This window comes from Paenibacillus sp. FSL H8-0315 (assembly GCF_038005365.1).
Taxonomy (GTDB): Bacteria; Bacillota; Bacilli; order Paenibacillales; family Paenibacillaceae; genus Paenibacillus_AQ; species Paenibacillus_AQ odorifer.
In genome coordinates, this window is sequence record NZ_JBBOTA010000001.1 from 4,001,298 (window position 1) to 4,024,149 (window position 22,852).

Sequence of the window (22,852 nt, forward strand, 5' to 3'; positions counted from 1 at the left end):
GGACACAGCTGCCCCTAAACATACTATTTTTCCACTTTTGGGATGCTAACGGACTCCATAGTTGCTATTGCCATGAAAAACACCATATATGAGTCTCGTTATAATGAATAGCGTCGTTGGAGTCCGAAACACTGCCCATAAGGTGATAAATTCGCAAATAACGTCATCTGGGTCCGAAGCCGCAGTAGCTGATTAGGACAGACGCTCCACATAGCAGCTGAGGAACCCAAAACAGAGGAGCGATTCTCCAATTAATGAGAGAATCGCGCAGACCGCCATTTTCAAAGTAGTAAGCTGCTTGGAGGATATTCACGTTGCATTAGAGATTATCCCAGTCGAATGTCAGCAGCGTGCTTGCCTGCTGTATATCCTGTTGAGAAGGCCGCTGTTATATTGTAGCCTCCTGTATAGCCATGGATATCGAGTACCTCGCCGCAGAAGAATAACCCCGGCATAAGCTTCGATTCCATTCTTTTGGGATCGATCTCCTTCAGGTTTACCCCGCCGCCGGTAACAAAGGCCTCGGATAGGGAACGGGTGCCATGCACATAAACCGGCATGCGTTTTAAAATCCCAGCCAATAGAAGCAACCCATTCTTGGAGACATGATAGCCAGTTGTATCCCCATCTAAGTCAGCTTTAGTCAGCAAGAGGGGGATGAGACGTTCTGGCAACAGTCCTTTCAGCGAATTGCGGATCGCTTTCTTAGGTTCCTGATCCAGCTTATCCTGCAACATTGATTCTACTTCCTGTGTGTTCAGATCAGGGAAGAGATCAATGGACATCTCCACCGTATCTGTGCCGGATTTACGTTGGACTTGTCTCAGAAATTGGCTGCACCGCAGTGCAATGGGCCCTGATAATCCAAAATGGGTGAATATCATATCTCCTCGATGAGAGATGACCTTCTTTCCTTTAGGATTCCACACAGTGAGGGCTACATCACGTAGCGACAGGCCTTGCAGCTCGCCTGACTTAATCCATTCTTCCCGTGAAAGAATCGGCACCTCTGTCGGAAACAGCTCGGTGATCGTGTGCCCTGCGGCTTCTGCCCAAGGGTAGCCATCTCCAGTGGAGCCGGTCTGTGGTACAGACTTGCCTCCGGTGGCGATGATAACAGCTGTGCAGGCGATCGTCTTGCCCGAGCTCAGCTGGACTCCCTTAACAGCCCCTTCGTTATAGATTATTCTTGAGACGGGACTGTCGGTCATAATCTGCACGCCTAGACTTCGTACTTTGCTAATTAAGGCAGATACGACACTAGAGGCCTTATCGGAAACGGGAAACATCCGCCCGTTATCTTCTTCTTTTAATGCAATGCCTAAACCTTCAAAAAAGGCGATGATATCCTGGTTATTAAAATGGTCGAAGGCACTATACAAAAAACGCCCGTTTCCTGGAATATGGGCGATTAGCTCGTCTCTTTCCTTGACGTTGGTAACATTGCAGCGTCCGCCACCGGATATTCCGAGCTTTCGGCCTAGTTTTGCTCCCTTGTCGATTAGCAGAACGGATGCCCCGTGTTCTGCAGCGGCCACGCTTGCCATTAGACCCGAAGGGCCGCCCCCAATGACGATCACATCGTAATTGCTCATGAAATTTTACTCCTTTACATGTTAAGACACGGAAGCGATTTCCGCGGGTATTCCTAACGGAATCATACCATTCTGATTCACATGTAACCAGTCTTGTCCAATCATTAGGTGATTATCGTTGTCAGGAGAGTAATCCTGTGCTTTAATCTAAGCATGTAGGGTAATTTGTCCATTTTGGGGTGTGATTGTAATTATTGGTGCGGTTAAGGATATCTTATTGCAAATATCGGCAGCATGCTCCTTTCTTTTTCTTTTTCAATGGTGGGTGGACCGTAGATTTGTGACTCGGAAAAAGGGGAAGCTCCCAAATGATCAGACCTTTTTAATTTTGGCGTGTACGTTTAGTCTTATCCTGTGCTCTCTTCTTTCGACAACTCTGTTTGGTGTAGCCTATTTGAATTTAGGATTAATCCCTGCGTATATTGGTATTTTATATGGAACTACCCGTTCGGGCATTTTGCTGTCCATTTTCTTGCTTATCTGCAATGTAATCATTGCGGAGCCTACAGGAATCAGTAATGTGATATTGAATTCAGGGGTTTTATTATATCCGCTGCTGTTTGGACTGGCCAAACCTTTTAAGAAAGGTACAGTAGTTGAGAAGATCGGTATGTTATGGATGATTCTTTGTCCAAGCATGCTATTTATTGCGTTAGTCCCGATTATAGGCGGGGAAAATATATATGAATCAAATTCCGTGCAAGCATTTCTGATTACGGTGTATCTGTTTTTTACCATCGCGCTAGGTGGTGTTTTTGTATATTTTGTTGAGATGGTTAGAAGTAGATTGCGGGATAAAGTACAAATGGAGAGTATCAGTGAAAGTTTCCAGTGGGAGTCCGAGAAGCTGCAGCAGATTACCAATGTAGTCCCTCTGAGTATTATGTCTCTGGATGAACACGGAGTTGTAACTGATCTTAATGATTGTATGTTAGGAATGATGAGGACTCATTATCCCAATTTGCGAAAAGAGGATATTATTGACGAACCGGTAAAAAAGTTTTTTCACAGCTCAGTGGATACACAGGCCTATATGCGGGTAAGTGATAATATCCGCTCTAAACGGCGTTCCAGTGAAAAAATGATTCATGAGTCGCGCATCTATCAGATTTATTCAGCGCCGTTAATGCATAAGAGCTCAGGGGTAACAAGTGGTGCTGTAATTATTGTGCAGGATATGACCAATGAGGAAAAACTACGTGTAGAGCTGGATCATGTGGAACGTTTGAGCTTGGTCGGGCAGATGGCTGCTGGAATTACCCATGAGATTCGTAATCCTATGGCGGTAGTTCGGGGTTTTTTGCAGCTGATGAGAGAAAAGAGTGCTCAAGAATTGGATTCTTATTATCAGATTGTGATGGAAGAGCTGGACCGCGCTAATAGTATTATTAATGATTTTTTATCCTTGGCACAGAGCCGGGTTTCTGATAAAGAGAAGGTGCTGCTGCACCATATTATAGAAGAAGTTAGTCCATTGCTGTGGGCTGATGCTAATCTTCGCGGTCAAAGTGTGGAACTGAAGCTGAGCCCATCACTGCATGAACTGGAGCTAAATGTCCGGGAAATCAAGCAGCTTATTCTCAATTTAGGACGTAATGGTATGGAGGCTATGGGACCCAAGGGGGTGCTGACGCTGGAGACACGCAGTACTCATGATAAAGTGGAGTTGATTGTCACCGATAGCGGTGTTGGTATGTCAGAAAGTCAACGCGAGAAGCTGTTTTTACCCTTTTTTACGACGAAAATTCAGGGAACAGGTCTAGGCTTATCCTTGTGTCTTAGTATTGTGGAGCGGCATAACGGTAAAATAAATGTAGAGTCTGTAGAAGGAGAGGGCACGGTTTTTACGATCTCCTTCCCATTGGATAAGGAGGAACCCAGCGGGGTTCGCTCGTAGATTGAATCACCCTCTACAGCATCTCTTGCTTTCACAGAGTATGAATGTATAATAAAGTTAGTAAGTACTGCTGTAATATTATCTGACAAACAGTTGAAATGTGAAGGAGAGTGCAGAGAAATGTCCATGTCTTTTAATCAATATATGAGAGATTCAATTCAGCCTATGCGTGATGACCTGACAAGTATCGGGTTTCAGGAGCTTATGACTCCAGAAGAGGTGGAAGCAACTCTTCCAACCGCAAAAGGAACATCGCTTGTAGTCGTAAATTCGGTCTGTGGTTGTGCTGCTGGACAATGTCGTCCAGGTGTAGCTCAGGCTTTGCAAAATGAAATCACTCCGGATCACTTGTTCACAGTGTTTGCAGGTCAAGAGAAAGAAGCTACTGCTAAAGCACGTGAATATTTTGCTCCTTATCCGCCATCCTCACCTTCCATCGCACTGATGAAGGATGGAGAACTCGTTCACTTTATTGAACGTCATGGTGTAGAAGATCGTTCGGCTGCTGAAATTGCTGCTGAATTGAAAGAAGTCTTCAATCGTTTGTGCCAGTAAAAACAGTTATTCCATATAATCTCGCATCAGCCGGTAAATCGGCTGCATGCGGGATTTTTCAAAATATAAGAGCAATAATGGGATAGAATATGCTTAGAAGCATGAGCTTCGTTTGGGTGGATATTTTGATGGATATGGAACCATTTCTGATGGAACGAGGTGTGTTTGGTGAGTTTACAGAAAGAAATTATTGCGGATCTTGGCGTGAAGCCAACGATTGATGTAGAGGTTGAGGCACGAAAACGGGTTGATTTCTTAAAGTCGTACGTGCTGAACGCAGGGGCTAAAGGATTATTGATCGCCATTAGTGGTGGAGTGGACAGTGCGGTAGCCGCGGGTCTTTGTAAACAGGCTACGGACGAGCTGTCGGCAGAAAAAGGCACAGAGTATATGACGCTTGGAGTATTCCAGCCTTATGGGGTTCAGGAAGATATTCAGCATAGCTATGATGTTGCCAAAGCTTTTAATCTGACTCATACTGTGGAGACCAACATTGAGGAAGCGGTAAATGAAATTGCCCTTGAAGTTGAGCATGGTCTGAAATCAATAGGCCAACACCGCCATATGACGCATCAAGGCAAAGGAAATGTTAAAGCCAGAACACGTATGGTTATGCAATATGCACTCGCTTTTGAGAACAATCTGATTGTAGTAGGAACGGATCATGCTTCTGAAGCGATTACCGGCTTCTACACGAAGTGGGGCGATGGCGCTGTAGATATTACACCACTATCCACACTTAATAAACGTCAGGTACGTCAATTGGCTGCACATATCGGTGTGCCTGCGGATATTGTCACAAAAGCACCTACGGCGGGCTTATGGCCGGGTCAGACGGATGAAACCGAGCTGGGCATTACTTATGACGATAACAGCGACTATCTTGAAGGTAAACAGGTTAACCCTGAAGTAGCTGAGAAGCTTGAGAATTATTACCGGAGAACGGCACATAAGCGTAATGTTATTCCGGGGATTTAGAATAGGTTGAACTAGAAATCGCCACGGGTCTGCGTAGCAGCAGCGCTCGTGGCGGTTTTTGTGAGTTGGATAGCTGGATAGACTAAGAAGAATAATTATTCTGTAAGCGTAAGTGTCTGATCGATAAAATTAGTTGTCGCAGCAATCGCGAGCTCTAATTGCGGAGTCGTGCCAGCAAAAGGATGCACAGTGTTGAACGTATGATTACCCTCAGGAACCTGCACCCAGCTAATATCTGGCCGAAGTTTGATGAGATGCTCAGATCCTTGGCGGAGATGTACTCCATCTTGACTGCCTTGAATAAGGACAACTGGGAAGGACGCTTTCTGTATGCGTTCAAGGATGTTATAGCGTTCTTTGTTGTTCTCCATGTCTTCTAAAATTACAGCATCCAGCGGCATTTGTTGGCCAGTACGTCCATTAAGGACATAGGTTCTTCCTGTTTCCTTCATCTGCTGCTTTTGTTCTTCCGTCAGCAAATCGAGTTTCGTAACCCCGTTCCAGGAGATTACTCCGCTGATCTCATTGGGATGATCAAGCGTGTAGACCAAACAAATTCCCCCTCCGAGACTGTGGCCGAGAAGGAATAACGGCAGGCTGCCGAATTTCGGGTGTTGACTAAGATAGGACAACAGGATTTCCATGTCCTTCAAGCTGCGGCGATAGGTGTTGCGGGCGAACTTCTCAAGTTCAGTGAAATGCAGCAGATCTTCCCCGATGCCAGCATGAGAGAAGTTAAAAGTAATTACTTCATGCTCTTGGCTGAGAGTTGTGGCTATGTAAGGAAACATTCCCCAATCTTTAAAACCTTTGTAGCCATGGGCTATAACTATAACGCTTTTGGCTTTGCCTTGGGCTGGGAAGTGTGAGCAGCGGAGAACAGCTCCGTCTCCGGCAGGTATTTCAAAATTACGATGATTCATAGGGTAATCCCCTCTCCATATATAAAAATGAAGTAAATCAGCTAGTCTATCGTGAAGTCGCTGGATAGTCTTATTAGACTTAGAGCGCATTTTCTTTTAAGATAGCAGAAAGAATCTTGCAGGACTATTACTTTTAATAATACTTCATATGATTGATCATACCATTATTGAAGCAAAATGGGATACACGTCCATAAGGAGCGTGAAGTGTTGATTTACGGAATCGGACATGATGTGTTAGAAATTGAACGAATCTCAGAGGTAATAAATAGAGGACTGGGTAAGAAATTTAACCAGCGGGTCTTAACAGAGCAAGAATATCAACTTGCTGAAGAGCGAAGCGGGAGGTTGGCTGAGTTCGTAGCCGGACGTTTTGCTGCCAAGGAAGCAGTTGTGAAGGCTTTAGGCTGTGGCATCGGCAATGTAGTTGGGTTTCACGATATTGAGATATTGCCTGATGTTAAAGGAAAACCAGAGGTAACTTTATCGTGTGAGGCTTGGAGCAGACTAGATCTGCCAAATGGACAGAGGTACACCATTCATCTTACGATAACACATGGCCGTGATTTGGCTTCGGCTTTTGCCGTCGTGGAAGGGCCAGGTTCATAAATTGAACCCTGATTATAGAAGGGCAAGGAGCGTTATAATGACACAACAAGATCTACAAGTTCAAGACGAACAGGAGCTGCGGGAGGCTAAGCAATATTTCAGCTATCATTTGCTGGAGTGGTATCAAGGGCAGAAACGGGATTTGCCTTGGCGTCGGCACCGCAATCCTTATTATATTTGGATTTCTGAAATAATGCTGCAGCAGACAAGGGTGGATACGGTAATCCCGTATTTCAATCGGTTTATCGAAAGGTTTCCTACCGTGGAGTCGCTCGCCGATGCACCAGAAGAGGACGTTCTTAAGTGCTGGGAAGGCTTAGGTTATTATTCTCGTGCTCGCAATATACAGCATGCGGCCAAACAGGTCAAAGAGCTGTATGGCGGGCAGGTGCCGAATGATCGTGAGGCTGTGTTCAGTTTAAAGGGAGTGGGACCTTATACGGCAGGGGCTATCCTTAGCATTGCGTTCAATCGGCCGGAGCCAGCGGTCGACGGCAATGTGATGCGGGTGTTGTCCCGATACTTCCTGATAGAGGATGATATCGCCAAGGGACCCACCCGCGTAAAAATGGAGCGCCTGGCAGCTGAACTGATCCCGGAGGGGGAAGCGGCATCTTTTAATCAGGCGCTGATGGAGCTTGGGGCGCTCGTATGCACTCCTAAATCACCGCGCTGTTTAACCTGCCCGGTGATGGAGCATTGCGCCGCGCGCCTGGCGGGCTGCGAGACCTCGCTGCCCGTCAAGACCAAGGCCAAGCCGCCGCGCCCTGAGGAGCGGCTGGCGGCTTTGATTGAGGGCCGCGGTGCCAACGCGGGCCAAGTGCTCATCCGGCAGCGGCCACAAAGCGGGCTGTTAGCCCGCATGTGGGAGCTGCCGCACTGGCCGGCGCCGCCTGTGGAAGGCGGCGCCAAAGGCGCGCGGCTGCCGGAAGCGGCGGCGCTGGACCGGCTACGCCGGTCACTGCGGGAGGCCGGGATCTCTGCCCGGCCTGAGAAGCACTGGATGGCTGCTGAGCATATCTTCAGCCATATCGTGTGGACGCTGCAGGTGTACCGCTGCAGCGAAGAGGACGCCCTTCCGCTGCCGATAGCGGCAGAAGGACGGGCAGTGTACAACGCGGAAGTGGACTTGTTCTCAGGAATCGACAGCAGCATGCCTATCGAGAGGTTTGAGGACGGGACCGCTAGTCCAGAGGACGGCGGAGCTGTGCGCTGGATCAGCCGCGAAGACATGGCTAACTATGCGTTCCCTAACGTTTTTCTGAAGCTACTGAACCTTTATTTTGATGAGCAGGAAGGGCGGGCGAAGCTAGAGAAGTAGAAGATTCGCCGTGTTGTGTTGCTAAAGTACTAAATGTACAAAACCTGAGTTTGATGTATGCACCTAAGTAGGGTCGTATGCACCTAGGTATGGTCGTATGCGCCTAAGTAGGGTCGTATGCACCTAGGTAGGGTCGTATGCACCTAAGTAGGGTCGTATGCACCTAAGTAGGGTCGTATGCACCCAAGCATGGTCGTATGCTTCAGTCTCTTCGTAGCAAATATTTGTTTATTTGGTTCAGATTAGTTCAGTCTTGTTCCAACTAAATTCTTCTGGTGTTCTATGGCTACGAGAGTGAATGAAATTTAATTAGGGAATTCTTCCCTGAAAATAGGTCGAATTGGCTTGTAATTGATCATTTTAGGGAGAACCTCCCTAATAATTGGGGAAATATCAGTTTTATGCCCAAAAAGGATGATTTTTAGGGAGTATTTCCCTAATTACTCGTGTTTATGGAGTATATCGCAGAATTTTAGGGAGTTATTCCCTAATCTATTGCTCAGCGACTCCAAACGCAGATTCTCGTAAGCCGAGTATAGATTTATTGCGATTTATTGCGATCTCTTCCGATTTATTCTCATCTATACCGATCTATTCTGATCTATACCGATCCAGCGCATCCATTTAAGCGACGCAAGCGGCGTGAAATGCGGTGTCTGGGAGGATCTCAACCAATCAATCAGTCAATCTTTATCTTTATCTTTATCTTTATCTTTATCTTTATCTTTATCTCTCTTTATCTCCAACCTAAACAAAGAAGGTATCCCTTAGCCTATTCGGCTCTGAGATACCTTCTTTTTTAGTTAAATGGCATAAGCCAAATGGAATTTCTTATTTTGCGCTTTCGTAACGTTTGCCAACTTCTTCCCAGTTTACTACGTTCCAGAACGCTTTGATGTAATCAGGGCGTTTGTTTTGGTAGTTCAGGTAGTAAGCGTGCTCCCATACATCCAGTCCGAGGATTGGAGTAGCGCCTTCGCTGATTGGGTTGTCTTGGTTAGGTGTGCTTGTTACTGCCAGTTTGCCATCTTTAACAACTAGCCAAGCCCAGCCGCTGCCGAAACGAGTAGTTGCTGCTGCTGCGAAATCTTCTTTGAATTTTTCGAATCCGCCCAGTTCTTTATCGATAGCTTCAGCCAATGCGCCAGTTGGTGCGCCGCCGCCGTTTGGTCCGATAACTTCCCAGAACAAAGTGTGGTTAGCGTGTCCGCCACCATTGTTGCGAACAGCAGTACGGATAGCTTCAGGTACAGCGTTCAGATCTGTAAGAAGCTCTTCAATGCTTTTGCTTTGCAATTCAGGTGCTTTTTCCAAAGCTGCATTCAGATTAGTTACATATGTGTTATGGTGTCTGTCATGGTGAATTTCCATCGTCAATGCGTCGATGTGTGGTTCGAGTGCGTTGTTCGGATAAGGAAGTGCCGGTAATTGAAATGCCATGGAAAAATCCCTCCTGAGTTATATTAGAATTTTGTTATAGATAAAGAATTCTGGCGAACTAACGTCAAAATCCTTTATTGTAAATATGTACTATAGGGTTTCGCCCAATAGGATACTTTAATTAAACCGTATCTAGACCAATAATGCAACACTAAACAAACATAAATGTTTATAAAGTATAATTGGAGAGGGAAAGGGTTTTACAATTGTATTTAGAATGTTAAAATAAATAGTCCCTAACCTATAGACATATATCCTTATTAATACCCTTTTAATGAAGAAATGAACCCCATCCGAAATGTAAACGCTTGATATTAAGCGCTTTCAAAAGAAAAATGATGATATCACGAGAAAAGTGTGCTTTAATAGATTTAAAAGCAGGTATTCCTCGATATTTGATGCTTTTTTTTATTTTCTCTATGTTAAGGGAACCCCTTCTTTTTGTTAAATTCATAAGCCATAGACAAGGGAGATTTTAAAGAATGCACGTTCGTTCCTTTCAATTAAGCGACGTTAGCCCTGTGACTGATTTGCTGCAAACCGCATTATCGGAAGAGTGTTTCGAGAACACTATCGAGCCTTTCTCCAGGCAGCTTTCTTGGGATTCAGATCTCATTGTAGTTGCGGAAGATGAAGAAGAAATTGTTGGAGCACTGATTGGTACAATTGAGAAAAACCACGGTTGTTATTTCCGGATTGCTGTACATCCTGATTATCGCCGCAGAGGAGTCGGTAGAAGTCTGGTATCAGCTATGGAATCCAGGTTTCAAGCTCGTAAAGTCAGTGGTATCTATGTAGCCGTCGATGAGCATAATTCTTTTGCTTTGCCATTGTATGAAGCTATGGGATATAGCGAGAATCAAATCTTCAAATCTGTCCGGAAGCTGAGCATTGTTGGGTAATTTTGATCACTCAGCTGCGAAAGCGGAAACATTTTCTAGAAAAAAGAACTATAGCTGACGATATAGTCTGTTTCATTCATACTCGAGCGTATTTTCCAGAAGTCCATTGCTAATGGCTGGGAGATATGCTTTTTTATTGTTATAATATCTGCAAGTATAGACTTCAATTATTGAGAACAGAGGTGACATATTGAATCAGGAGCCCCAAGTAGATTACACGAGAAATAGGAAACAAAGACATAGATCCTCCAGATCCAAGACTACCCTGGGCGGTCGTTTGGTCTCGGAAATGAAGGATTGGCTGCTTACAGCTGTGATTGTTTTTGCTGTGATGTCTGTTCTTAATGTTTTTGTGTTCAATATATCAACGGTTAAAGGTCAGTCTATGCAGCCAACGCTCTGGGAGGGTGAGAGGCTCTTCATTAATAAAATTTCATTGCTCTTCGTAAATCCAAAACATGGTGATGTTGTCATTCTTCATGATCCAAGTACTGGACCTAGTCATAAGGAGTATTTAGTGAAGCGAGTGATTGGCATACCTGGAGATATCATAGAGGTACGGAATCATCAGTTATACGTGAATGGAAAAATAGTGAATGAGCCCTATATCGATACTGAGATTGAAGATCCGGATTTTGCAGCGTTAACCGTGGAAAGTGGCAATTATTTTGTAATGGGCGATAACCGTCATGCTTCAGCCAGCAAGGACAGCCGTTACTTCGGCTCTATTTCACAGGATATGATTGTCGGCAGGGCTGATTATATATGGTGGCCTCTGTCAAAACTGAATAGATTATAAGAAAGTCAGCGAAGATATGAAAGGAGAAGGCGGAAATGACCAATACATTTCAGTCATCGTATGCTCCCCCGCCTTCCAAGTGGGCACAGCTTAAAGCAGAGATTCAGGAGGCTGCGACATCACTCGGTATTGATGATATCGGGTTTACAACAGCAGAACCTTTTTTATATTTAAAAAATATACTGCAAGACCACCGGGACAAAGGATATGAATCTGGCTTCGAGGAACCCGATCTGGATAAAAGGACAGTTCCAGCATTGTCTTCTGGAGACAAGCCGTTATCTATTATTTCGATTGCAGTGGCTTACCCTTCTAAAATGGAGAACCCTCCTAAATCTGAGCCGGGTGCACGTAGAGGCATCCTCGCCCGGGCATCTTGGGGCAGGGACTATCACCATGTGCTGAGGGAAGCCTTAAGTAAGCTAGAGGAATTTATTCACGAGCGTGTACCGGAGGCTGTGCTGGAAAGTATGGTGGACACCGGTGTTCTAGTAGATAGAGCGGTAGCGGAAAGAGCGGGAATAGGCTTCAGCGGCAAAAACTGTTCTATCATCTCACCCAAATGGGGATCATGGATTTATCTTGGGGAAATGGTTACGAACATTCCTTTTGCTCCGGATGAACCTGTTGAAGAAGGCTGCGGGGAGTGTACTAAGTGCATTGATGCTTGTCCGACCGGAGCGCTTGTGGGTCCGGGTCAGCTTAACGCACAGGCGTGTATTTCTTTTTTGACGCAGACTAAAGGGTTCCTCAGCGAGGAGTATATGACCAAGATCGGCAATCGTCTATACGGCTGTGATACTTGCCAGATTGTATGTCCCAAGAATAGAGGTAAGAACTGGAATCATCGCCCTCAGATGCAACCTGATCCTGAAATCGTGAAGCCGCTGCTGCTGCCGATCCTTGATCTTAGCAATCGTGAGTTCAAAGAGAAATTCGGCAATAGCTCAGCAGCCTGGAGAGGCAAAAAGCCGATGCAGCGAAATGCGATCATTGCCCTAGGCAATTTTAAGGAAGCCGGGGCTGTGCCAAAGCTATCAGAGATTGTTCTGAAAGAGCCGCGGCCAGAGATGCGGGGCACTGCTGCTTGGGCGCTTGGACGTATTGGCGGTGATGAGGCTCTAGCGGCTGTAGAAGCGGGTTTAGAGCGCGAGGAGGATAGCACGGTGAGGGAAATGCTAAGCCGGGCGCAGGATGTGCTCCTTACTGGGAAGAAGGCACGAGAGGACAGCGATATTAATGGAGGAAAAAGTTCATAGACAGGTTGCATATTGCCAATTGCTGTCCAGTTCCTGAAATGCTATGATAGATTCGCGTGCCATATGGCGATGCAGACAATAGAGTGTAGAGGTGGGCTTTAGATGAGTATCGCATTACCTATTATTACATTGGTCGTAGGTCTCATCGGTGGTTTTTTCATCGGTGTATATTATCTGCGCAAACAAATGACAAACATGCAGAATGATCCTGAAATGCTGCAAAAGGTTGCAAAGCAAATGGGTTATAACCTGAACGGGAAGCAAATGCAGCGTGCCCAGCAAATGATGAAGACTCAGGGACAGCCAGGTGCGCGCCCAGGAGCAGCTAAAGGGAATAAACGTAGAAGTAAGTAACCGGGTCCGGATAACATGTATACGGGTGCGGAAGGGGGAGACATCATGGGGAACATCAAGGAATATGTGAACGGTAAAGTTGCAGAGAACCGTGAGCAAATCGAGTATCACGTTGAGAAAATATTAGAATTAATCGGTGAAGATACCGGCCGCGAGGGACTGCTGGAAACACCGGCACGTGTTACGCGGATGTACGAGGAGATATTCGGCGGTTATTCGATAGATCCCCGCGAGGCGCTCGGCGTTACTTTTGATGAGTCTCATGAAGAGCTAGTGATCGTTAAGGATATCGTCTATTACAGCCAATGTGAACACCACATGGCTCCTTTCTTTGGTAAAGTGCATATAGGATACATTCCGAGCGGACGTATTGCTGGACTCAGCAAATTAGCTCGGCTTGTTGAAGCAGTAAGCCGGCGTCTACAGGTTCAAGAACGCATTACGGCGCAAATTGCTGATATTATGACGGAGGTGCTAGGCCCCCACGGTGTTATGGTTGTTGTGGAGGGAGAGCATCTGTGTATGTGTGCACGCGGAGTGAAGAAGCCAGGCAGCAAAACGGTAACTATGGCTACTAGAGGGGTCTTCCGTGAGGATGCCGCCGCTCGTGCGGAGTTTCTAAGCTTGATTAAGGAATAAATATCGGGGTGCATACCTCGAAATTGGAAGGACCCATCGTTCACGTAATGTGAATGATGGGTCCTTTTTGGTCAGGGTGTGGGAATAAGAGTGATGTTCACTGTGAATTGAAATAATATCAAAAAGGCTTCCAGGCCAGTTTACTGGCAGCAGCATAACGTTCTGAGACGTAAGGCCAGTTAACGACCTTCCACCAATCCTCAATATAATCGGCCCGATTATTCTGATGTTTAAGGTAATAGGCATGCTCCCATACATCCAGAGCCAGTAACGGAACCACGTCCCATTGTGACAGGTTCTGATGTTTCTCCGCAGTCAAAATCTCCAGTCTATGACTGCGTGGACTCCAGACGAGAATAGCCCAGCCGCCACCTTCAACCTTATTCGCAGCTTCTGTGAACTGTTTCTTGAAGCTGTCATAGCTGCCGAAGCTTTGTTCAATGGCTTCCAGTAAGGCTCCAGTTGGACGCCCGCCACCTTGTGGAGACATTACGTTCCAGAAGATTGTATGGAGATAGTGGCCTGCCCCATTAAAGGCTAGCTCCCGCTCCCAATGCTTAACGAGATCGAAATCTCCTTTCTTGCGAGCCTCAGCTAGCTTGTTCTCCGCTTTATTTAGTCCATCTACATAACTTTGATGGTGTTTATCGTGATGAATCCGCATGGTTTTCTCATCGATGTATGGTTCCAGCGCATTATAAGCATAAGGCAATGGAGGCAGCGTATGTCCGCCAATTGGCACAGCACTCATTTCACGAATATCAAGGATAGTATCTGTAGAAGGAATAAGTCCCTCATTCCGCGTGACATTGTCCTCTTCTGTTCTTACGACATAGTCGGCTGCTGTATAATCTCTCATAATTTGCGTGAGCTGTCCGGGCGAGCTCAGAGTGTGCAGTACGGCAAGGAAATACTCTGATTCGCGAATAATATGCAGGATCACAGTGGTTGCAAGGGGGACGGCTTTGACGGCTGCGCTACTTTCCATAATGGCAAAAAGCTGTCGAACAAATTCTTGGGATTGGGTACAGGAGATATGCAGCAGCTTTTCTGTTTCCGCAGTGAGTTCAGCCTGACTTGGTGGAGAAGCAGAGAGGGCAGAATTCAATAACTGCTGAGCGGCCATCTCTGTGGCACCGAAGACCACTGCCCATTCATCCAGCAGTTTAACATAGGGTTCCTCCAGGTTAGGTACGATTGCTTTGATAACCTCGGTATGCTCTTTCTCTTGTGTTTTCCAGAATACGATTTCTTCTAAAATACGTACTGGCAGCATCGGCCCGTATACATATAACATTCCAAGAAAACCTCCCGTGATATGTCTTCATCAGTCCATTATATGTGTGCTCATGATAGCTTATGAAGAGCATAAGAACGCGATAATAATATCGTTGACAACCGTTTGACATGGTGAAATAATACAGGAAAATAAAGGCAATGATACCGAAAGGTACAACCTCGCGAAAAGGAGGGTGTACCTTTTTTTTGTCGTGTGGACCGATTAATGAAATCCTATGGGGTAGTAGAAAAACTTTGAGAAATGAGATGAGGGTATGAACAAGCTTGAGAAGAAGCAATTTTATAATCAGCTGTTAAAATTAGCGGTACCGATATCCCTCCAAAGTCTAGTCATGGCGGTGCTGTATTTAGTAGATCAATTGATGGTAGGGCAGCTTGGGGGTGTAGCAATCGCTTCGGTTGGGATGGCTAGTAAAATCTATAGCGTGATTTCAGTGGTGCTGGCGGGTCTTGCTACGGGTCTTGCTATATACGCGGCTCAATATTGGGGGAGTAAAGACCGAAAGAGCGTCACACCACTACTGGGATTAAGTCTTGGAATTGGCCTGATCTTGTCGGGTTCATTTACGATATTTGTTTTTTTCAACCCTCGGCTATGTCTGTCTATTTTTACAACGGATAAAGAAGTGTTGGAGAAGGGGTACATTTTTCTGAAAATCGTTGCCCTCAGTTATATTCCAACGATGTTGACGATGCTCTATTCGGCGGTTCTACGAAGTTCAGGACATGTAAAGTATCCAATGATTGTTAGCATAGCTGCTGTAGGAATGAATATTATTTTAAACTATGCGCTTATTTTTGGGCATTGGGGATTTCCAGCGCTTGGACTTGCAGGTGCGGTATATGCAACGTTAATCTCACGTATAGTCGAAAGTGCTTTGATTGTCGGAGCCGTATATCGTGGAAAGCTGCCGGGTGCCGGAGGTATTAAGGAACTCAGTTCGTTTTCGAAAGCGCTGTGCATACCTTTTTTAAGAACGATAGCGCCTATTGTTTTAACGGAATTGGTTTGGGTCTTAGGGGAGGCTTGTTATTCCGTAATATATAGCCGTATGGGCACAGCAGAGATGACCGCTATGACAGTGACCTTTCCGCTGCAGGGGTTGACGATTGGGCTTCTGGCAGGGCTTTCTGGTGCAGCTGGCATTATGGTCGGACATAAGCTGGGAGAGAATAATAATGCAGGTGCTTTTCAGTATGCTCGTTTTTTTGTTCGAATAGGAGCAGGGATTTCATTGCTGCTTGGTGTTCTTATTGCTGTTCTTGCCCCGCTCTACGTCTCAGCCTTTAACTTAACAGTGGAAGAGCGCCGAATGGCCACTTCCGTTATCTGCTTTTTTGCTCTTTTTTTATGGATAAAGGTGGGCAATATGATGATTGCGGGAGGGATCCTGCAGAGTGGTGGCGATAGTAAATTCGTCTTTATTATGGAAGCCTCCACAACTTGGTTGCTTGGGGTGCCTCTAGGGCTACTGTTGTCATGGGGATGGAAACAGCCTCTTCCCTGGGTATACTTCTTTCTGTCCCTGGAAGAGGCTGTTCGATTGGTTATAGGTTACGTGCGTTTTCGCCGTGGTAAATGGTTGAAGCAGCTGACCCATCAGGGGACAGAGGCGGATTGTAGTGCTTAACTAGTTACTTGCCATCGCCGGCTGGTTGCCATTGTAGGTTTTGGCTAGTTGAACATTTCCTAAGAAAGCAGAGACTCGCCGCAAATACTCACGCGGGTGCTCACGGAATAGCAATTCATGATGGCTGCCCTCTACGACCCAGGAATCTGAGAACGGATTGCTTTGGTTCGCGGCCAGCTTTTCGGCAATAGGATAAGGAGCTTTATCATCTTCGGTTCCATGCATGAGTAGAATAGGGAAAGGATAATCTTCGGATTTGACCTTCGCATAAGGAATTTGATTCAGCCCCGTACCGTTCAGAACTGGGAACAGCATTTCCATAATCGCCAGGGAAGGCTGGCGGGGCAGATCAATATTTTGCTTAATATTATGATACAGCGTATCTGGTTCTAACAAAAAGGTGCTGTCCAGAATCATCGCGTCAATGTCCTCTGATACTAATCCTGTTTGCAGTGCTGTGCCTGCTCCCATGGAGAAGCCCCATACCACTAACTCCTCAGCTCCACGTTCCTTAGCAAAATCAATAGCGCCTAGAAGCTGCTGGGACTCTTTTTTACCTCCGGTTGCAATATCCTTGTTGCCTTGGGCAGCAAAGCCGTAATCAAACATCACGACATTGAAATTAAGACTGTGTGCATAGTGAGCGAGATCGTACATAGGTACCCAAGATTCTTCCCGGTTGGCGCCATAGCCATGGCTGAACACGATAGTTTTGGTAGCCCCTTCGGAGGGAATATACCAGCCGCTCATCATCCGACTTCCATCTTTAGCTGGAAACGTCACATCCTCGTATGCGAGACCTTTGGCCTGCATGGGATTGGAATACAGAGGTGCGACCGTTGGATTAGATAATACCCAGGCGATATAGCCATGAAGTGAGACAAAGCAGAAGGCTAAGAAGAAAAAAATAGATAATAGCAGTGCAACGATAATATGCTTCACACGAATCATCCGCAGCGATAGCCGGGACGAACTGCCTTGTTTAGGTAGTTTAGGTCGACGGGAGACGGTTGTGCCGGTTTGGCGAGTTGCCAGATCCATATGGTCCCCTCCTAAGAATGATGTGAGTACTAGTGCCTAGAAGAATTTGTAAAAATGATTCTAAAGCATCAGTAGATAATTTAATATGTTAATCGTATGAAAAAGCCCTTACAAAGTCAATGAATTAGACGCTTTTGTAATGTAACTGTAAAGTGCGGCCCAACCTTTTCCGGCACATTTTTGGCACAACTCCGGCGGAGTGAATATACTGGACTTTCCATAGAGTTTTGCACTAAGATAGAGTTAGTTATAATGTAACCGAGTTTCATTTGATGAAACACGAGGGGGAGATTGTCATGGAGGACCGAAAGCTTACAGTGCGTGCGGTAGAACGTGCGCTTGATATATTGCTTTGTTTTACGCAGGACAGAGATTTAGGGTTGACGGAGATCGCTTCAAAGATTGATTTACATAAAAGTACCGTCCATCGGCTGCTGGCAACCTTGGAGGAAAAGGGCTTCCTCATTCGTAATCCGGCCACTGAGAAATACAGTTTGGGTATACGAATTTGGGAATTGTCTACGCATTTGCCTGCTTTTGATGAGTCGGCCGCGGTATTATTGCCGTCAATGGAACGGCTGCGGGATCGGTTAGGGGAGACCGTTAGTTTATACTTACGCGACGGCATAGAACGTGTGCGGATTCAGGCGGTTCAGAGCCAGCAGGCCATCCGGCGAGTGGCGCAGATCGGTGCGAGATTGCCTTTATCTGTGGGCGCATCAAGTAAAGTGCTGGCAGCCTATGCTCCTCCAGAGGTGCTGAAAGAATTGCTGGAGAGTTCGGGATGGCCGGACTACGTTGAGAAGGATGTCTATCAAGAGCAGCTTAATGACATTATCCGGCTCGGATATGCCACTAGTTTCGAGGAACGCGAGCCCGGCGCGGCCGCGGTGGCGGTGCCTGTTACGGGCCGCGGTGGAAATGTGATCGCGGCGTTATCACTGTCCGGCCCAGTTAGTCGCCTATCCCGAGATACGCTAGTGGAATATGCCGCGGTACTGAAGGAAGCGGCTAGTGAAATGGGCATGATGATTCCTTAATTCGCTGGCTGAGACATACCTTGTTAAACAGCAAAGCAGCGATCTCTCCGTTACTGGAGGATCGCTGCTTTGCTTTTTTTGGGGAGGGACTAGCCTATTGTGGGTAAGTGGCTGAAAACTGATGGCTGATGGGTGAATGATGGGTAACTGATGAGTGGCTGATGGGTGAATGATGGGTAACTGACGAGTGAATGATGAGTGACTGACGAGTGGCTGATGAGTGACTGATGGGTAACTGATGAGTGACTGATGAGTGACTGACGAGTGGCTGATGAGTGACTGATGGGTAACTGACGGCTGACTGATGGGTAATCAACAGCTAACTGACGGCTAGCTAATGGCTAACGGCTCCCCTACCTTGCGTTGGTTTGGTGAGCTTCAGTGAATATACGTTTCTTTGGAATCCTCAGTAACTCGTAATGCTGAGGCTCGAGCGTTTGAACCCCGGGTCGAGATAGGCGGAAAGGCAGAGCCACAGAGAGGCGAGGCTAGAATCCACGAATGCACGAACCCAGGAACCTAGGAACGCAGAAACCCACGAACTCATGAACCCAGGAACGCAGAAACCCACGAACTCACCGAACCCAGGAACACAGAAACCCACGAACTCACGAGCCCAGGAACCCAGGTTCCCGCGAACATGCAAACCCGCGAACCTAGGAACACAGAAACTCACGAACTCACGAGCCCAGGAACCCAGGTTCCCGCGAACATGCAAACCCGCGAACCTAGGAACACAGAAACCCACGAACTCATGAACCCAGGAACGCAGAAACCCACGAACTCACCGAACCTAGGAACGCAGAAACCCACGAACCCACGAACCCACGTATCTCATAACTCGTACACAAGTAATCTCGGGTTGTTATTTAGATATTCCCTGAGGCTTCCGGACTCAGAAGACGCTATTTGCCCATTTAAAGCCTTTTTGGCAGAGTTTCGGACCCCAGTGCAGCTATTAAGCAAAAATGGGCTCATTCAGCGTGTTTTTCATGCCAATAGCGACTATGGAGTCCGATTACACGCCAAAAATTGGACAATCGAGCGAATAGAGTCATCTGAGTCCGATAGCATGGAATCCTAGGCGTCCCCTGGGGCGTGCGGACTCAGAAGACGCTATTTGCCCATTTAAAGCCTTTTTGGCAGAGTTTCGGACCCCAATGCAGCTATTCGACCAAAACGGGAACCTTTAGTATGTTTTTCATGCCAATAGCGACTATGGAGTCCGATCGCGCGCCAAAAGTCGGATAATCGAGCGTATAGGGTCATCTGGGTCCGATAGCGCCGAATTCTAAGCGTCCCCTGAGACGTGCGGACTCAGGGGACGCTATTTGCGAATTGACAGCCATTTTGGCGTAGTTTCGGACCCCAGTGCAGCTATTCGACAAAAACGGGCTCCTGTAGCGTGTTTTTTATGCCAATAGCGACTATGGAGTCCAATCGCACGCCAAAAGTCGGATAATCCAGCATATAGAGTCATCTGAGTCCGATCCCACGCCAAAAGTCGGATAATCGAGCGTATAGAGTCATCTGAGTCCGATAGCATGGAATCCTAGGCGTCCCCTGAGGCGCGCGGAATCCTAAATGTCCCCTGAGCCTCACGCAGCAATGGTGAAGGTCCAAAAGACAACAGACAGTGGCACCCCACCCGCCACAAATTGGCTGCTGGAACGACTCCATAAAAAAGGGACTGCTCACAGCCACTCATGGCCGTGAAACAGTCCCTTTTTAAGTTACTTTAAATCTATTCTACCGACACCGCGGAAGAGTCTGTAGCATCTGCCAGCATCTGGCGAAGAACAGTCTGCAGGATACCGCCGTTGCGATAGTAATCAATATCGACTGTACTGTCGAGTCGTGCAATGACAGGGAAATCGAATTGTGTGCCGTCTTCACGGGTAGCCGTGACAGTTAGCTCTTGACTTGGTGCCACGTTGTTATCGAGACCAGTAATGTTGAAGGTCTCGCGTCCGGTCAGTCCCAAGCTGCTCCAGCCGTGGCCTTCTTGGAATTGAAGTGGGAGTACACCCATACCGACCAGATTGCTGCGGTGAATCCGCTCAAAGCTCTCAGCGATAACTGCTTTAACGCCAAGCAGAAGCGTACCCTTAGCCGCCCAGTCACGTGAGCTTCCTGTTCCATACTCCTTACCAGCGATGACGATCAGATTTTGTCCAGCATCCTGATAGAGCATGGAAGCATCATAGATGGACATAACCTCGTCGCTTGGCAAGAAGGTAGTAACGCCGCCTTCTGTACCAGGAGCTACTGCGTTACGAATCCGAATGTTAGCGAACGTACCGCGCATCATGACTTCGTGGTTTCCGCGGCGTGAGCCGTAGGAGTTGAAGTCTGCACGTTCTACACCATGATCGCGCAAATATTCGCCAGCAGGACCAGAGGTAGAGATATTACCCGCTGGTGAGATATGGTCGGTTGTCACGGAATCAGCAAGCAGCGCTAGAACGCGTGCATCTTTGATATCCTTAATGTCTCCCAGACCGTCTGCCAGATGTTCGAAGAATGGCGGATTCTGGATGTACGTGGAATTATCATCCCACTCATACAGCTCGCCTTGCGGAACAGGAATCGAATTCCAACGTTCGTTAGCGGTGAATACATTTTCGTATTTGCTACGGAACATCTCCGGACTAAGGGAGAGACCAATGGCTTCACGAATTTCAGCAGTGGTTGGCCAGATATCTTTCAGGAATACTGGCTCACCTTGCGGATCAAATCCAAGTGGCTCAGTTTGCAAATCGATATTTACTGTACCAGCCAGTGCGTAAGCAACTACGAGCGGCGGTGAAGCCAAGTAGTTTGCTTTTACCTGAGCATGTACGCGGCCTTCAAAGTTCCGGTTACCGGAGATGACTGCGGCTACGGTCATGTCATTGTCAGTAATGGCTTGACTAACTTCTTCAGGCAATGGACCGGAGTTACCGATACAAGTGGCACAGCCATAACCAGCCAAGTAGAAGCCCAATGCTTCGAGTGGTTTCAGCAAGTCTGCTTTTTGCAGGTATTCAGTAACCACCAAGGATCCTGGAGTCAAGCTGCTCTTAACGTAAGCTGGTTTGGTCAGACCACGTTCCACAGCTTTTTTCGCCAAAAGACCTGCTCCAAGCATAACGCTAGGGTTGGAAGTATTCGTACAGCTAGTAATAGCTGCGATTACGACTGCGCCTGTGCTGAGCTTGCTGGTAGTATCATTTTTATGCTGTACTTCTACGACTTGAGCGATTTTCTCATCGCTGAGACCATAACCGCCTTTGTCTACAGGTGTACGGATAATACCTTCGAAATTTTCCTTCATATGCGTAAGCTCGATCCGGTCTTGTGGACGTTTTGGTCCAGCCAAGCTAGGAACGACAGAAGCTAAGTCAAGCTCAATCACATCGCTGAACTCAGGGTCTGGCGTATCCGAGGTACGGAACATCCCTTGTGCTTTGTAATAAGATTCAACCAACGCCACCAGATCATCCGGACGGCCCGTGCTGCGAAGATAAGCGAGTGTCTCGTCATCTACAGGGAAGAAACCGATAGTTGCTCCGTATTCTGGCGCCATGTTGGCAACAGTTGCCCGGTCAGCCAGACTGATGTTAGCAAGGCCAGGTCCGTAGAATTCGACGAATTTGCCGACTACACCCTTTTTACGCAACATTTCAGTTACTGTCAGTGCCAAATCCGTTGCTGTAGCTCCTTCGATAAGGCTGCCTGTAAGCTTGAAGCCCACTACATCAGGTGTAACAAAATAGAGCGGTTGTCCAAGCATTCCTGCTTCAGCCTCAATACCGCCTACACCCCAGCCCACAACACCCAGACCATTGATCATCGTGGTATGGGAATCCGTTCCTACAAGGGAATCTGGATAAACGACAGTTTCACCATCGATAGTTTTAGTAGTGGCAACGGAAGCTAAATACTCTAGATTTACCTGGTGCACGATACCTGTTGCTGGTGGAACTGCACGGAAGTTGTTAAAAGCTGTCTGTGCCCAACGAAGGAAACGGTAACGCTCCTCGTTGCGTTCGAACTCAACGTTCATATTGTATTCCAAGGCGTCTGCTGTACCGAAAGCATCAACCATGACAGAGTGGTCAATTACAAGGTCAACCGGGACAAGCGGATTGATCTGTTTAGGATCTCCTCCGGCTTTTTTTACAGTATCACGCATAGCTGCGAGATCCACGACTACCGGAACTCCGGTGAAATCCTGAAGCACGATACGAGCAGGGATAAATGGAATTTCTTTATTACGGTCAATGTCACCTGACCAATCGGCCAGTTGTTTCACATGTTCTTCAGTAATTGCCCGTCCGTCAAACTGACGTACAGCAGCCTCTAGTAGGACTTTGATCGAAAAAGGCAGGGAAGAAATAGAGCCCAATCCTTGTTCCTCAAGGGACTTCAGATCATAATAGCGATAAGATTTGCCGCCTGATTCCAGGGTCCGAGCCAATGAAAAATGATCCTTGCTTGGCATATATGCGCCTCCTTGTTTCGTCTAATGAAACCCAATTTCAAATTGCTTCTAGCTTAATTATAACGGTTACAAAGTGGGGAGTAAA

Annotated in this window: 17 protein-coding genes and 1 pseudogene; 12 read left to right on the forward strand and 6 right to left on the reverse strand. The window is 46.8% G+C overall.

Going from position 1 to position 22,852, the window contains the following annotated elements; translation table 11 throughout:
• Positions 1-326: 326 nt before the first annotated feature.
• Positions 327-1,595 carry a BaiN/RdsA family NAD(P)/FAD-dependent oxidoreductase gene (locus MHB56_RS17430; protein ID WP_340393286.1) on the reverse strand — a complete coding sequence of 423 codons (1,269 nt, stop codon included), beginning with the start codon at positions 1,593-1,595 and terminating at the stop codon, positions 327-329.
• A gap of 394 nt (positions 1,596-1,989) precedes the next feature.
• Between MHB56_RS17430 and MHB56_RS17435 the strand changes: the two genes are divergently transcribed.
• The 3 genes from MHB56_RS17435 (at position 1,990) to nadE (ending at position 5,025) form a co-directional block, all read left to right on the forward strand.
• Positions 1,990-3,492, forward strand: coding sequence for an ATP-binding protein (locus MHB56_RS17435; protein ID WP_081393520.1), 1,503 nt, complete (start codon positions 1,990-1,992; stop codon positions 3,490-3,492).
• Between the two features lie 120 nt (positions 3,493-3,612).
• Positions 3,613-4,047: a BrxA/BrxB family bacilliredoxin gene (locus MHB56_RS17440; RefSeq protein WP_036676813.1), complete on the forward strand. Its 435-nt coding sequence runs from the start codon at positions 3,613-3,615 to the stop codon at positions 4,045-4,047.
• Positions 4,048-4,215: 168 nt separating this feature from the next.
• Positions 4,216-5,025, forward strand: coding sequence for an ammonia-dependent NAD(+) synthetase (gene nadE, locus MHB56_RS17445; RefSeq protein ID WP_076124401.1), 810 nt, complete (start codon positions 4,216-4,218; stop codon positions 5,023-5,025).
• A 95-nt stretch (positions 5,026-5,120) separates the two neighbouring features.
• Here the strand turns inward: nadE and MHB56_RS17450 are convergent, their stop codons facing one another.
• Positions 5,121-5,948: an alpha/beta hydrolase gene (locus MHB56_RS17450; protein ID WP_036676817.1), complete on the reverse strand. Its 828-nt coding sequence runs from the start codon at positions 5,946-5,948 to the stop codon at positions 5,121-5,123.
• 209 nt (positions 5,949-6,157) lie between these two features.
• Here MHB56_RS17450 and acpS point away from each other — a divergent pair, with 209 nt between their 5' ends.
• Both acpS and mutY read left to right on the forward strand, forming a co-directional pair.
• Positions 6,158-6,556: a holo-ACP synthase gene (acpS, locus tag MHB56_RS17455; RefSeq protein ID WP_076186292.1), complete on the forward strand. Its 399-nt coding sequence runs from the start codon at positions 6,158-6,160 to the stop codon at positions 6,554-6,556.
• Positions 6,557-6,593: 37 nt separating this feature from the next.
• Positions 6,594-7,877: an A/G-specific adenine glycosylase gene (gene mutY / locus MHB56_RS17460; RefSeq protein WP_341143799.1), complete on the forward strand. Its 1,284-nt coding sequence runs from the start codon at positions 6,594-6,596 to the stop codon at positions 7,875-7,877.
• An 831-nt stretch (positions 7,878-8,708) separates the two neighbouring features.
• On the opposite strand, the gene MHB56_RS17465 is transcribed toward mutY, so the two are convergent.
• Positions 8,709-9,317: a superoxide dismutase gene (locus tag MHB56_RS17465; protein ID WP_036676820.1), complete on the reverse strand. Its 609-nt coding sequence runs from the start codon at positions 9,315-9,317 to the stop codon at positions 8,709-8,711.
• Between the two features lie 482 nt (positions 9,318-9,799).
• Here MHB56_RS17465 and MHB56_RS17470 point away from each other — a divergent pair, with 482 nt between their 5' ends.
• The 5 genes and pseudogenes from MHB56_RS17470 to folE all read left to right on the forward strand — a co-directional run bounded on the left by MHB56_RS17470 (position 9,800) and on the right by folE (position 13,270).
• On the forward strand, positions 9,800-10,219 hold the full coding sequence (locus MHB56_RS17470; protein ID WP_036676822.1) for a GNAT family N-acetyltransferase: 420 nt from the start codon (positions 9,800-9,802) through the stop codon (positions 10,217-10,219).
• A gap of 190 nt (positions 10,220-10,409) precedes the next feature.
• Entirely contained in the window at positions 10,410-11,018 is a 609-nt protein-coding gene (lepB, locus tag MHB56_RS17475) for a signal peptidase I (protein ID WP_076101394.1), read from the forward strand.
• 35 nt (positions 11,019-11,053) lie between these two features.
• A pseudogene (gene queG, locus MHB56_RS17480) lies at positions 11,054-12,250 on the forward strand (tRNA epoxyqueuosine(34) reductase QueG); the annotation flags it as partial.
• A gap of 129 nt (positions 12,251-12,379) precedes the next feature.
• Positions 12,380-12,631, forward strand: coding sequence for a YneF family protein (locus MHB56_RS17485; protein ID WP_036676828.1), 252 nt, complete (start codon positions 12,380-12,382; stop codon positions 12,629-12,631).
• Positions 12,632-12,676: 45 nt separating this feature from the next.
• Positions 12,677-13,270 carry a GTP cyclohydrolase I FolE gene (folE, locus tag MHB56_RS17490; RefSeq protein WP_036676830.1) on the forward strand — a complete coding sequence of 198 codons (594 nt, stop codon included), beginning with the start codon at positions 12,677-12,679 and terminating at the stop codon, positions 13,268-13,270.
• Positions 13,271-13,388: 118 nt separating this feature from the next.
• Here the strand turns inward: folE and MHB56_RS17495 are convergent, their stop codons facing one another.
• On the reverse strand, positions 13,389-14,567 hold the full coding sequence (locus tag MHB56_RS17495) for a Fe-Mn family superoxide dismutase (RefSeq protein WP_076138416.1): 1,179 nt from the start codon (positions 14,565-14,567) through the stop codon (positions 13,389-13,391).
• Positions 14,568-14,823: 256 nt separating this feature from the next.
• Here MHB56_RS17495 and MHB56_RS17500 point away from each other — a divergent pair, with 256 nt between their 5' ends.
• Positions 14,824-16,200, forward strand: coding sequence for an MATE family efflux transporter (locus tag MHB56_RS17500; RefSeq protein ID WP_340033916.1), 1,377 nt, complete (start codon positions 14,824-14,826; stop codon positions 16,198-16,200).
• On the opposite strand, the gene MHB56_RS17505 is transcribed toward MHB56_RS17500, so the two are convergent.
• The gene (locus tag MHB56_RS17505; RefSeq protein WP_139329954.1) at positions 16,201-17,241 is read right to left on the reverse strand and encodes an alpha/beta hydrolase; all 1,041 of its coding nucleotides are present in this window, start codon (positions 17,239-17,241) and stop codon (positions 16,201-16,203) included. It lies immediately after the preceding gene.
• Positions 17,242-17,537: 296 nt separating this feature from the next.
• Here MHB56_RS17505 and MHB56_RS17510 point away from each other — a divergent pair, with 296 nt between their 5' ends.
• Entirely contained in the window at positions 17,538-18,281 is a 744-nt protein-coding gene (locus tag MHB56_RS17510) for an IclR family transcriptional regulator (protein WP_076124389.1), read from the forward strand.
• Between the two features lie 1,744 nt (positions 18,282-20,025).
• Here the strand turns inward: MHB56_RS17510 and acnA are convergent.
• Complete coding sequence (gene acnA / locus MHB56_RS17515) at positions 20,026-22,767, reverse strand: aconitate hydratase AcnA (RefSeq protein ID WP_038568617.1); 2,742 nt, start codon at positions 22,765-22,767, stop codon at positions 20,026-20,028.
• Positions 22,768-22,852 lie beyond the last annotated feature (85 nt).